This window comes from Pseudomonas sp. MDT2-39-1 (assembly GCF_054898085.1).
The window spans coordinates 5,455,382-5,467,627 of the sequence record NZ_CM142716.1; the positions used below are offsets into that span (position 1 = coordinate 5,455,382).

Genomic DNA, 12,246 nt, shown 5'->3' on the forward strand with positions numbered 1-12,246 from the left:
CGTCGGCCTTCATGGCCAATCCAAACGTGCCTCAGGGCTGTGAATAAACAGCTTCACTCTGGAGCCGGTTCGAAGGATTGTCTGCTGTCATAAATGACAGGGGTTGTAGACTTATTCGCAATAAGATGTGACCGATCTATAACGGAGTGCCTGGGGGACCGCCTTGCTCGTGATCGCACAACGCCCTAAGTACCGGGTCTCGCACCTGCATCAGTTCGAACAAGCCCAAGGCTCGTAGCGCGGGCAACGCCTGGAGAATGTCCCGAGGCGCGGCCGTACGTTGATGCTCGGGCGTTTGCGGATCGATCTGCGTGACGCCGGGGCGGTATTTCATCGCTGGAGTTTGACGCCTACAGTACAGGCACTTTTCAGACTGACTCCAGGAACGCTCCATGACGCCGTTCTACGATGCACGAGGCAATATCTACGCGGTGGTGGCGCCCGACGCCGTGCGCGATAGCGGTATCGATTTGCCTGACCGGGCCAGCGACGCTGCGCAAGTCCGCGAGCGCTGGGCGTTGGCGGCCATCGAGGCGTACTGCCGTTGGGCGCCCGGCACACAACCGCCGGGCAGCAAAGACCATCGTTGCGACGGGCTGTTGGTGGGGCCGTTTCAATCGCTGCCGCCGTTTGATCTGTTGATCGTCAATACCGACGGGACCTTGGCCGAGCGCAGTGGCAATGGGCTGACGATTTTTTCCCAGGCGCTCAGCGAGCAAGGATTGATGCCTCAGGAGGAGGCGTGCCTGCTGCGGGTTTATCACGACAAAGGCGATGCGGTTTCTCCGGTGGAAACTTCGGTGAAACCCGCCGAGGTCGACAACGTGCGAGGGTTCTGGCTGGATTTGGGCAAACCTTCGTTCGGGCCGCAAGCGGTGGGCGCGCGCGAGGTTGAAGGCGTGACGCTGAATGGGCGCGAAGTCAGCCATGTGCAGCCGTTGTCGGCGCTTGATCCTGCCTGGAACCGCAGCCAGTTTGTGCGCATCGGTAATCCGCATTGCGTGACGTTGCTGGCAAATGCCAACGCGTTGCCAAGTAATGAGCAGATGCGTGAACCGCCATTGGCCCATGGCTTGATGCGCATTGCCTACGCCGCACCGGCCGGGGCAGGGCAACCGTGTGCGGCGGGGGTGAATTTGCAATGGGCGATGCTTGAGTCCGAGGGGCGAGTGGTGGCGCGGGTGTTTGAGCGTGGAGAAGGGCCGACGGCGTCGTCGGGCACCAGCGCCAGTGCGGTGGCGTGTGCGGCCTGGCGGGTGGGTTGGATCGCGGCGGGAGAGGTGAAGGTGGTTATGCCGGGCGGCACGGCGCCGATTTTTTTGGAGGAGTCGGAGGGGGAATTGAGTCGGGTCAGGTTATTCGGTACGGCTCGGTTGATGGGGTGAATTGAAGATTGCCTTCGCGGGCAAGCCTCGCTCCCACAGAGGATCACCGAACCTGTAGGAGCGAGGCTTGCCCGCGAAGAGGCCATCGGATTCACGAAAATCTCAGCTCAAACCACCACTGAACTCCACCACCGGCATCGTCCGCTTCATCAGTACCTTGCCATCGCGAACCGAATACAACGGCAACCCCTGACTGCGGATCACCTCGTAGTCACTGTCCGCCGACAGGATCAGTAAATTTGCCGGCCGTCCGGCCTCCAGCCCATAACGGTCCCCAAGGTTCATGGCCTTGGCGCTGTTGTCGGTGACCAGGTCCAGCGCACTTTGCAGGTTGCGGTAACCGAGCATGTGGCAGATGTGCAGACCGGCTTCCAGCACCCGCAAAATGTTGCCATTGCCCAGCGGATACCACGGGTCAACGATCGAGTCCTGGCCGAAACACACGTTCATGCCTGCTTCCAGCAACTCATTCACCCGGGTCACGCCCCGGCGTTTCGGGAAGTTGTCGAAGCGCCCTTGCAGGTGAATGCTTTCGGTGGGGCAGGAGACAAAACTGATGCCTGAATGCCCGAGCAGGCGGAAGAGTTTGGCGCAGTAGGCGTTGTCATAAGAACCCATGGCCGTGGTGTGGCTGGCGGTCACCCGTGAACCCATGTCGCGGCTGCGGGCTTCTTCGGCCAGCACTTCCAGAAAGCGTGAATGCGGGTCGTCGGTTTCGTCGCAATGCACGTCCACCAGGCAGCCAGTGCGCTCGGCCAGGTCCATCAGAAACTTCACCGAGCTGACGCCCTGATCGCGGGTGTATTCGAAGTGTGGAATACCGCCGACCACATCGGCGCCCATGCTGATCGCTTCTTCCATCAGTTCCCGTCCGTTGCGATAGGACTCGATGCCTTCCTGCGGGAACGCGACGATTTGCATGTCGATCAGGTGGCGGCTTTCCTCGCGCACTTCGAGCATCGCCTTGAGCGCGGTCAGTTGCGGGTCGGTGACGTCGACGTGGGTGCGCACATGCTGGATGCCGTGGGCGGCGAGGGTCTGGATGGTTTTCTTGGCGCGGGTCTTGGTGTCTTCCTCGGTGATGGTCACCTTGCGTTCGCCCCAGCACTCGATCCCTTCGAACAGCGTGCCGCTCATGTTCCAGCGCGGCTCGCCGGCGGTGAGGGTGGCGTCGAGGTGAATGTGTGGTTCGACGAAGGGCGGCACCACCAGATTACCGCCGGCGTCGAGGTCATCGGGGCCCAGGGTCGGGGCTTCGGTCTGACGGGCGATGGTGCGAATCAGGCCGTTTTCCAGGTGCAACTCATGCAGGCCTTCTTGGTTGCGCAGGCGGGCGTTGATGATGTGCATCAGGCGAATCCTTTTATAGATCTTGTAATGGAGCTTCAGCGGCACGGGCACCCAGTACGCAGGTCAGTAGCACATACGTTAGCGCGGCAGCGGCAATCCCTACCAGTGGCGCGATCCAGGGCGAGCTGAACGCGGCGACGGTGCCGACGGCATAGGCGGTCAAACCGGGCCAGTTGAACGCCGGCAATCGAGCATCGGCCAGACGAGGATATTGACCACGATAGCGGAAGAAAAAATCCGCCATGATGACCCCACCTATCGGCGGTATGACCGTGCCCAACAGGATCAGATAAGGCACCAGCATGTCGTACATGCCCAGCAGTGCGAGCAATGTGCCGATCACCGCGCCGGCCAGGGTCACGGTTTTGCGACGACCGGTGCGCAGCAGGTTGCAGCCGGCGACGGCGAAGTTGTAGATGGTGTTGTCCTGGGTGCTCCAGATGTTGAGCAGCAACATGGCCATCGCGGCCATGGCGAAACCTTGCAACAGCAGTACTTCGACCACGTCCGGTTGCTGGTAGACGATGGCCCCGTAGGCACCGATCAACACCATCAAGCCGTTGCCGATAAAAAAGCCGATCAGGCTCGCCAGCACTGCGACTCGGGCGGAGCGGGAGAAGCGCGTCCAGTTGGTCGCCTGGGTGGCGCCGCTGACGAAGGTGCCGAACACCAAGGTAATCGCGGTCGACCAATCCAGCGTTCCCGTCGGGACCACCGCCAGCAACCCATCGAGCCCGCCGACCTTTACCGTGGCGACCCACATCGACAGCATCAGCAGCAACATCATCGCCGGCACCGCGATGTACGAGAGGATTTCCAGCCCGCGATAACCGACATACGCGGTAGCGCAAAAGGCCAGGCCGAACAACACCATCAGGCCCAGAACGGCACCCTCACTCAGTTCGAAATACTTGCCCAGCACCACGGCGGCCGTGGCCGTGCCCCAGGCGTACCAGCCGATCTGGGTGAAGCCGAGGATCAAGTCGCTGAGCTTGCTGCCGACCTCACCGAAGCAAAAACGCCCCATCAATACCGAATTCAGGCCGCTTTTGAAAGCGATGTAACCCAGTCCTGCGGCATAGATCCCCAGCAGCAGATTGCCGACGATAATCACCGCCATCATCTCGCCAAAACTGAACGCCACGCCGAGCTTGCCGCCGGCGAACATCGTGGCCGTGAAGAAGGTGAAACCCAGCAGCACCATGGCCGTGGAGGCGAGGCCCTTGCGGGCATGCATCGGCACTTCGCTTAGGGGGTAATCGTTGCCCGGATCGTTTTGCGTCATGTGGCGTTCCTTGCTGAGTGGGGGACGCGGGAGGGGTTGCAGTGGTCGTGCCAAGCGGGGATGGCTTAGTTATGTATAGACGAGCACGGGCGTTAGGAGGGTGGTCGGCACGAAAGCAGTGCATCTGCAGGAACATGGAATCCATGTAGGAGCGACCTGTGGCGAGGGGATTTATCCCCGTTGGGTCGCGCAGCGGCCCCAAAATCGCTAGGACTGCTGCGCAGTCCAACGGGGATAAATCCCCTCGCCACAGGTCGCTCCCACAGGGGATTTGGTTTCTTCAGGGGGATTGGATTAACGGCAAAAACTTCAGCAACGCAGCGACGATAGCCTCCGGCGCATCCTCCTGAACCAGATGTCCGGCATTGGGAATGGGGTGAAACTGCGACCCCGCAATCATCTGATGCAGCGCCCGTCCACGCTCAATGGGAATCCACTGATCGTCCTCGCCCCACAGAATCTGCACCGGGCAACGTACCGTCGGGTACAGCCCTTCGGCCTCACGGGTATAACGCTCATCCATTTGCGCAATCTGCCGATAGAACGCCGCTTGCCCGGGATCGCCCAGCCACGGTTGCACATACGGGTCGAGTTCTTCATCGGGGATGTCACGCTTGATCGCCCCGCGAATATAGGCCGGCACGATCGCCCGCTGAATGTAATCGGGCAGTCCGCTGAACGCCGCTTCGTGCTGGCGCACATGCTGCACGAACGGCGAACCCCATGGCGTCAGCGCCACCGGATCAATCAGCGTCAGGCTGCGGTAATCCTTGCCGTTCAGCAGGTGCGCGCGCAGTGCGGTGGCGCCGCCGAAGTCGTGAGCCACCACGTCCGGCCGCTCCAGGCCCCAGTGATCGAGCAAGTTCGCCAACAGGTCGTTCTGCACGCCCAGCGATACGTCGCCGGCGATTTTATCGGATTGCCCATACCCCAGCAGGTCGAAGTAATGCACCCGGTGTGTGGTGATGAAGTGCGCAGCGATGCGGTGCCACACGTAAGAGGAAAATGGCGTGCCGTGCACAAACACCAACGGCGGGCCGTCGCCCCGTACGGCGTAGCGAACGGAGTGTCCGTTGAAGCGATAGGTCTGAGCCAGCGGCCAGTCAGCGTTCATGGGGATGTCCTCCTGGCGTGTTCGAGCCAAAAAGCATAGGCATAAAAAAACAGCCAATGAAGGCTGTTTTCTGTATCACTGACGAAACGCATCCTCCCAGTGGGAGCGAGCCTTTGTGGCGAGGGGATTTATCCCCGTCGGACTGCGCAGCAGTCCCAGAAATTTTGGGGCCGCTGCGCGACCCAACGGGGATAAATCCCCTCGCCACAAAATCCCCTCACCACAAAAAGCCCGCTCCCACAAAGGGATCTGTGTTGTCTTTTAGAGCGGCTTATTCGCCGTGATAGATGCAGCCGCTGGTGCACGTCTCGTGGATACGGATCGCGCTCAGCTCCGGCAGCAGGGGCTTCAATTCCTTCCAGATAAACTTGGCCAGCACTTCGCTGGTCGGGTTTTCCAGGCCAGGAATGTCGTTCAGGTAGTTGTGGTCCAGGCGCTCGTAGAGCGGCTTGAAGATCGCCTTGATTTCCGAGAAGTCGCGGATCCAGCCGGTGTGCGGGTCGAGGTCGCCGCTCAAGTGAATCGCTACTTTGAACGAGTGACCGTGCAGGCGGCCGCACTTGTGGCCTTCCGGTACGTGAGGCAGGCGGTGGGCGGATTCGAACGTAAACTCTTTGAAGATTTCCACAGTGATTTTCAGCTCTGTCAGGTGGCGATCGCCGCGGCGATGTGGGCAGGCGGCGAGTTTACCAGAGCGCCGGGCAAAACACTGACTAAAGGGTCAGCAAGCGCTCGCCGAGGCGACCATTGGCGGTCAGTTCGAGGAACTCGTCACCGAGGCGACGGCTTTCGTCCATCGTCGCACGCCAGTATTTCTGCCGGCTCGGGGCATCGCCCATGAACCGCTTGAAGTCATTGCGGTCCGGCAGCTTGCCGTAGGGCAGGCGCGCCAAGTAGTCCTTCGACGGCGCCAACAGCAGAACGTCCTGCAACCGCGCAGGGCAGGCGCGGCGCCACGGCAGGGTCTTGTCGAACCAGCCGGGAATCACCCGGTCGGTGAAGTGCGGATACAGCACGATGTCGTTGCCGCTGTAGGGCAGGTCGAGGTGATAGTCGAGCAGGCCGCCATCGCGGAACGTCCCCGCGCCTGCGCCCGGCAGATCCCGCACGCCTTCCATCACCATCGGGATCGAGCCCGAGGCGAGCAGGGCCTGACGCAGGTTGCCGGCATTCAGCGCGACGAAGCGCGACGGGAAATCGTTGAGTGTGTTGACCGGCGGGGCCTGGCGCGGGTCGTGGATGATCAGCCGTTCGAAGTGCCGCGACAGTCGCGCCCGGCCGCGCAGGTTGTCGGCGATCACCGACGACAGGCCCAGCCCGAGGCGGCCGCGATGATCGTCCGCGAGCAGGCCGTGGCTTTTGACCACCATGATGTTCAGGCGGTAATGGGCGTTGTCCAGAATCGACGCATCGTGACCGTCCAGCAGCTCATCGAGCATGCGCCGGGAGCTCTGGCTAATCTGCGCCATGGTCACGCCCTTGGCGAAATTCTGCTCGGTGTACAGACGACCCAGGCGACGGATGCCTTCGGCAGCATCCGGCAGACAGGCGCTGGCGAAGCGCCAGGAGCCCACCGAGGCTCCGATCAGCGAGCGCTCGCGAGGCGCGGCCGGCAGCCACTCGCCAAACAACGCCAGGTCCAGACCTTGAATCCCCAGGGCTTTTGGCCCTCCGGCGGCACCCGGCAGCGTGCCGACATCGGCGGCGTTCAAACCGTTTGCACGGATGCGCGCCAAGGCACGAGGGCCCGCCTTGAGGGTCAGGGAAGGGAACTTGATGTGGATGGCGGTCATACCGGTCTCGATGTCTGGCAAGCGGGCGGATTATAAACAGGTGTGGGTGATGCAAAACCTTTTTGCTGAATGCAAAACCTGTAGGAGCCAGGCTTGCCGGCGAAGGCAATTTCAAGGATGCCTTCGCCGGCAAGCCTGGCTCCTACAGGGTTTTGCGCAGGTCGATGATGTCACGCTGTTATCATCAATGATGGCGATTCAGTTTCAGTTAAGTTCAGCTCGCTAAGGTGCCCTCCGTAGGCAACACATAAAAAAATACGGAGACACCCCATGAAAACCCTGACTGCCCTGTTCACCGCGTCCATCATCGCCATGACCGCCAGCCTGGCCTACGCCCGTGACCTGGGCCCAGATGAAGCCCTGCGGCTGCGCGACGCTGGTACCATTGTGTCTTTCGAGAAGCTCAACGCCACCGCTCTGGCCAAACACCCCGGTTCTACTATCAGCGGGACCGAGCTGGAAGAAGAGTACGGCAAGTACATCTACCAGGTTGAGCTGCGCGACCCACAAGGCATCGAGTGGGATCTGGAATTAGACGCTGTCAGCGGGCAGGTTCTCAAGGATCATCAGGATACGTAATGAAGGTGTTTTCATTTTCATGCATGGCGCTGCTGCTTCTGGCGTTCTGCTCGGTCGTCATGGCCCGCGACCTCGATCAGGATGAAGCCCTGCGCTTGCGTCAGCAGGGCGTGATTCTGCCGCTGGAGCAGCTCCTGCAAAAGGCGCTGGACCTGTATCCCGGGTCCAAATTGCTGGAGGCCGAGCTTGAAGAAAAACATGACGTCTACATTTATGAAGTCGAGTTGCTGACCAGCGAAGGCGTGGTCCGTGAACTGGACCTCGACGCCGCCACTGGCCAGTTACTGAAAGACAAGGAAGATTGATCGATGCGTTTGCTTCTGGTGGAAGACCACGTGCCGCTGGCCGACGAATTGATGGCCGGCCTCAACCGGCAAGGATATGCCGTAGACTGGCTGGCCGATGGCCGCGACGCGGTGTATCAGGGCAGCAGCGAGCCGTATGACCTGATCATCCTCGACCTCGGCCTGCCGGGTTTGCCGGGGCTTGAGGTGCTGACGCAATGGCGGGCCGGTGGTTTGGCGACACCTGTGCTGATCCTCACGGCACGTGGTTCCTGGGCCGAGCGCATCGAAGGCCTCAAGGCCGGCGCCGACGATTACCTGACCAAACCGTTCCACCCCGAAGAGCTGCACCTGCGGGTTCAGGCGTTGTTGCGTCGCTCCCACGGTCAGGCCAACCAGCCGACGCTCAAGGCGGCGGGGCTGCACCTGGATGAGGGTCGTCAGTGCGTGACCCGCGACGGCGCCGATATCCAGCTGACCGCCGCTGAATTCCGCCTGCTGCGCTATTTCATGCTGCACCCCGAGCAGATCCTTTCCAAAAGCCACCTCGCCGAACACCTCTACGACGGTGAAACCGAGCGCGACTCCAACGTGCTCGAAGTTCACGTCAACCACCTGCGGCGCAAACTTGGGCGCACAGTGATCGAAACCCGTCGCGGCCAGGGTTACCTGTTCGGCGGGCAAGCGCAGTGAGGTCGATTCAGCGCCGCTTGAGCCTGGGGCTGATCAGCGTAATGGTGGTCGTCGGCCTGGTGCTGGCGCAAACCAGCCTGTGGTTGTTCGAAATGGGGCTGCAACGCTACCTCGAAGACGGTTTGCGCAACGACAGCGAAAACCTGCTGGTGGCATTGGTGCGCGGGCCGCAGGGGCTGCAACTGGATGAACGGCACCTGTCACCGGCCTATCAACGGCCGTTTTCCGGGCATTATTTCCGTATTGATTTTGCCGATAAACATTGGCGCTCCCGCTCGTTGTGGGATCAGGAACTGCCGCCACTCGACCATCCCGGCTTGCACAGCAACCTGCAACTCGGTCCGGAAGGCCAGCAATTGCTGGTGCTGCGTTCGGATTATCGGCGGCTCGGGCAGTCGATTTCGATCAGCGTGGCGCAGGACTACACGCCGGTGCGCGAAAGCTTCCGGCGCATGCAACAGCTCGGTCTGGGCCTCGGGCTGGCGGGGCTGCTGCTGATTCTGCTGCTGCAACGCATCACCGTGCGCCGCGCCTTGCGTCCACTGGAAAAGGCCCGTGAGCAAATCGCTCAGTTGCAGCAGGGCCAGCGCTCGCAACTCGATGACCAGGTGCCGGTGGAGCTGGAGCCGCTGGTGGCGCAGATCAACCATTTACTCGCGCACACCGAAGACAGCCTAAAGCGTTCGCGCAATGCCTTGGGCAACCTCGGGCATGCGCTGAAAACGCCGTTGGCGGTGTTGTTGAGCGTGGCTTCAAGCGAGAAGCTCGACGCTCATCCCGAACTGCGCAAGCTCCTCAAGGCGCAACTGGAACAGGTCCAGCAGCGACTCAATCGCGAACTCAATCGCGCCCGATTGTCCGGCGATGCGCTGCCGGGGGCGTTGTTTGATTGCGATGCCGAATTGCCGGGGCTGCTGGCGACGTTGAACATGATTCACGGCGAACACCTGAACCTGAGCTACCGCGCACCGACCGGTTTGCAGCTGCCGTGGGATCGCGAGGACTTGCTCGAACTGTTGGGCAATCTCCTGGATAACGCCTGCAAATGGGCGGATGCCGAGGTTCGTTTGAGCGTGGTCGAGACGGCTGAAGGGTTTGAGTTGAGCGTGGAAGATGATGGGCCGGGTATTCCGGAGGCGCAGCGCGATCAAGTGCTTGACCGGGGAACACGGCTGGATGAACAGACGGATGGGCATGGGTTGGGGCTGGGGATTGTGCGCGACATCGTCGACACGTGGGGCGGGGTGATGAGGTTGGAAGAGAGCGAGTGGGGCGGCCTGAAGGTTGTCATTCAGTTACCCAAACGCTGAGTACCCTGTGGGAGCGGGCTTGCTCGCGAATACGGCGGGTCAGGTAACAGAGATGTAGACTGACACACCGCTTTCGCGAGCAAGCCCGCTCCCACATTTGGATCTTCAGTGGATGTTCAATCCCGGGTCAAACACGGAACTGATCCATCAAGCTCTGCTGCTGATTCGCCAGGCTATTGAGCGACTGACTCACCCGCGCCGACTCATTCGCCTGCCCTGACAGCGACTCCGTCACATCCCGAATCGTCGCCACGTTGCTGTTGATCTCCTCGGCCACCGCACTCTGCTCTTCGGCAGCAGACGCAATCTGCAGGTTCATGTCGCTGATCACCGTCACCGCCTCGCCAATCTGGCGCAGCGCCGTCACCGCCTGGCCAACCTGCTCGACACTACCTTGAGCCTGGCGATGGCTGTTGTTCATCGAACCGACCACCTCCTGTGTCCCGCTCTGCAACTGCTCGATTACCCGACGGGTTTCTTCCACCGATTCCTGCGTGCGTCGCGCCAGATTGCGCACCTCATCGGCGACCACCGCAAAGCCACGTCCGGCCTCACCGGCGCGGGCCGCTTCGATGGCGGCGTTGAGTGCCAGCAGGTTGGTCTGCTCGGCGATGGCGCGAATCACTTCCAGCACCGAACCGATTTTCTCGCTGTTGGCCGCCAGGCCTTCCACTTGCACCATGGCTGCGCTCATGTCGGCGGCGAGGTTGTCGATGCTGGTGGTGGTCTGGTCGATGACGGTCAGGCCCCGGCGAGTCGCTTGATCGGCATCCTTCGCGGCCTGGGCGGCTTGCGCCGCACTGCGGGCGACGTCCTGAGCGGTGGCGCTCATTTCGTGGGACGCGGTGGCGACCTGATCGACCTGACGGTATTGCTGCTCCATGCCGGCGCTGGTCTGCGTGGCAATGGCGGAGGATTGGTCCGCCGTGCTGCGGGCGTCCTGCACTGAGCGTTTCACTTCGGCGATGATCGGTTGCAGCTTGTCGAGGAAACGGTTGAACCAGCCGGCCAACTGGCCCAGTTCGTCCTGCTTGTCGTAAGCCAGGCGCCGGGTCAAGTCGCCTTCGCCGCTGGCGATGTCTTCGAGCATGTGCGCCACGCCGAGGATCGGTTTGGTCACGCTGCGCGCCATCAGCCACACCAGCAGCAAGCCGATCAATGCCGCCAACACGCCGAGGCCGAGTTCAACCAGGGTGCCGGACCGGTTGCTGTCATCGAGTTGGTTTTTCAGGGCTTCGGCAGGGCCGACCAGGACTTTTTCCGGCACGTCGAGCAACACGCCCCAGGATTTTCCCCCAGGAATCGGCTGGAACGGTGACAGCACTTTCAGTTGCTGATTGCTGTGCAGGCTTTCGGTTTTGCTGCTGGCCGCGAGCATGCGAATCAGCTCGGCACCGTTGGTCTTGTCCACGGCGTCCAGGCGCTGGCTGAGTTTGTTGGCATCCCGGCTGTAACCGGCCAGCAAGCCGACCGGGCTGATGATGCTGACGCTGGTCTGGCCGTCATAGAGCTTTTTGCTCGCCCCCTGACTCATGGCCTGCAGGCTGTTGAGGTTGATGTCTACCGACAGCGAGGCGATGACTTTGCCGTTGACCATCAGCGGGAACACGATGCTGGTCATCAGCACGTTCTGGCCATCGATCACATAGAAGTACGGTTCGATCACGCACGGCTTGAGTGTGGTGCGCGGGCAGGTGAACCAGGCGTTGGCCGGCTCGCCGCTGGGGCCGGCGTTGGTGTCGGCCATGTCGCTTTCCGGCAGCGCCATGGAGGTCACTTTACCAGGCACAGGTTGCGACCAGTACAGGGCAAAACGGCCCTTGTCGTTGCTGCCCAGCTCGGCCTGACCGGCGAACAGATCGTCCTTGCCGTCCAGCGCGTTGGCTTCGAACACCAGCGACAGGCCGAGCAATTCCGGGTTGGCTTGCAGCACCGACTTGACCTGACGGGTCAGGTCTTCGCGCAGGTCGAAGGCATCCAGAAAGCGCTTTTCCGCCTGCTCGCGCAGGAACAGCACCTGACGCGAAAAGCCGTGGCCATATTGATAGGCGTCCATGAACTGCTGGCGAATCACCAGCGCCTGGTTTTCACCCTGGGATTCGATCCGGGCCTGAGCGGCTTCGGTCAGCATCTCCATGCTCGAGGCTTTCACCATCTCGGAGCTGTGCTCCATGCGATACAGCGAAAGACCCACCAGCAGGGTCACAATGCCCGCCAGGCACAGCCCGGCCAGCAGGGTAATTTTCCATTGGATGGAAAGTTGTCTGAGCGACATGGAGAGACGTCCTTATTCGATATTTATCTGAGACTTTGCACTGTAACGGCTGCGAATTGGCTTTCTTTATGGCGGTTCCTGAATTATGAACTCCGTTGATCGGCTGCCTTTGTGGCGAGGGGATTTATCCCCGTTCGGCTGCGAAGCAGTCGCCAAACCTGACAACTCGGTGTGGCTG

General features: G+C 61.3%; 11 protein-coding genes and 1 pseudogene. 5 read left to right on the top strand and 7 right to left on the bottom strand.

From position 1 onward, the window contains the following. The first annotated feature begins 392 nt into the window (after positions 1–392). On the top strand, positions 393–1,385 hold the full coding sequence (locus ACYZTM_RS25310) for a diaminopimelate epimerase (protein WP_461985254.1): 993 nt from the start codon (positions 393–395) through the stop codon (positions 1,383–1,385). A 102-nt stretch (positions 1,386–1,487) separates the two neighbouring features. Here ACYZTM_RS25310 and codA read toward each other — a convergent pair whose 3' ends face one another. From codA to ACYZTM_RS25335, 5 genes are all read right to left on the bottom strand, one after another. After that, entirely contained in the window at positions 1,488–2,735 is a 1,248-nt protein-coding gene (gene codA, locus ACYZTM_RS25315; protein WP_461985256.1) for a cytosine deaminase, read from the bottom strand. A 13-nt stretch (positions 2,736–2,748) separates the two neighbouring features. Next, entirely contained in the window at positions 2,749–4,020 is a 1,272-nt protein-coding gene (codB, locus tag ACYZTM_RS25320; RefSeq protein WP_461985258.1) for a cytosine permease, read from the bottom strand. Positions 4,021–4,300: 280 nt separating this feature from the next. Next, positions 4,301–5,134 (bottom strand): alpha/beta fold hydrolase, encoded by an 834-nt coding sequence (locus tag ACYZTM_RS25325; protein ID WP_461985260.1) that lies wholly within the window; start codon positions 5,132–5,134, stop codon positions 4,301–4,303. Positions 5,135–5,405: 271 nt separating this feature from the next. Beyond that, positions 5,406–5,762 (bottom strand): 6-carboxytetrahydropterin synthase QueD, encoded by a 357-nt coding sequence (queD, locus tag ACYZTM_RS25330; RefSeq protein WP_008152165.1) that lies wholly within the window; start codon positions 5,760–5,762, stop codon positions 5,406–5,408. 85 nt (positions 5,763–5,847) lie between these two features. Beyond that, complete coding sequence (locus ACYZTM_RS25335; RefSeq protein WP_461985262.1) at positions 5,848–6,927, bottom strand: patatin-like phospholipase domain-containing protein; 1,080 nt, start codon at positions 6,925–6,927, stop codon at positions 5,848–5,850. 270 nt (positions 6,928–7,197) lie between these two features. Here ACYZTM_RS25335 and ACYZTM_RS25340 point away from each other — a divergent pair, with 270 nt between their 5' ends. Genes ACYZTM_RS25340 through ACYZTM_RS25355 form a run of 4 tightly spaced genes read left to right on the top strand, consistent with a single transcriptional unit; the run spans position 7,198 to position 9,793 of the window. Further along, entirely contained in the window at positions 7,198–7,506 is a 309-nt protein-coding gene (locus tag ACYZTM_RS25340) for a PepSY domain-containing protein (protein ID WP_461985264.1), read from the top strand. Further along, positions 7,506–7,811, top strand: coding sequence for a PepSY domain-containing protein (locus tag ACYZTM_RS25345; RefSeq protein WP_461985266.1), 306 nt, complete (start codon positions 7,506–7,508; stop codon positions 7,809–7,811). The genes ACYZTM_RS25340 and ACYZTM_RS25345 overlap by 1 nt, the downstream gene beginning before the upstream one ends. Positions 7,812–7,814: 3 nt before the next feature. Beyond that, positions 7,815–8,483 (top strand): response regulator transcription factor, encoded by a 669-nt coding sequence (locus ACYZTM_RS25350; protein WP_461985268.1) that lies wholly within the window; start codon positions 7,815–7,817, stop codon positions 8,481–8,483. After that, complete coding sequence (locus ACYZTM_RS25355) at positions 8,480–9,793, top strand: sensor histidine kinase (protein WP_131059882.1); 1,314 nt, start codon at positions 8,480–8,482, stop codon at positions 9,791–9,793. The genes ACYZTM_RS25350 and ACYZTM_RS25355 overlap by 4 nt, the downstream gene beginning before the upstream one ends. A gap of 127 nt (positions 9,794–9,920) precedes the next feature. On the opposite strand, the gene ACYZTM_RS25360 is transcribed toward ACYZTM_RS25355, so the two are convergent. Both ACYZTM_RS25360 and ACYZTM_RS25365 read right to left on the bottom strand, forming a co-directional pair. Then, a complete protein-coding gene (locus ACYZTM_RS25360) occupies positions 9,921–10,676 on the bottom strand; it encodes a methyl-accepting chemotaxis protein (protein ID WP_461989210.1) in 756 nt (251 codons plus the stop codon). A 102-nt stretch (positions 10,677–10,778) separates the two neighbouring features. Next, a pseudogene (locus tag ACYZTM_RS25365) lies at positions 10,779–12,068 on the bottom strand (methyl-accepting chemotaxis protein); the annotation flags it as partial. Between the last annotated feature and the right edge of the window lie 178 nt (positions 12,069–12,246).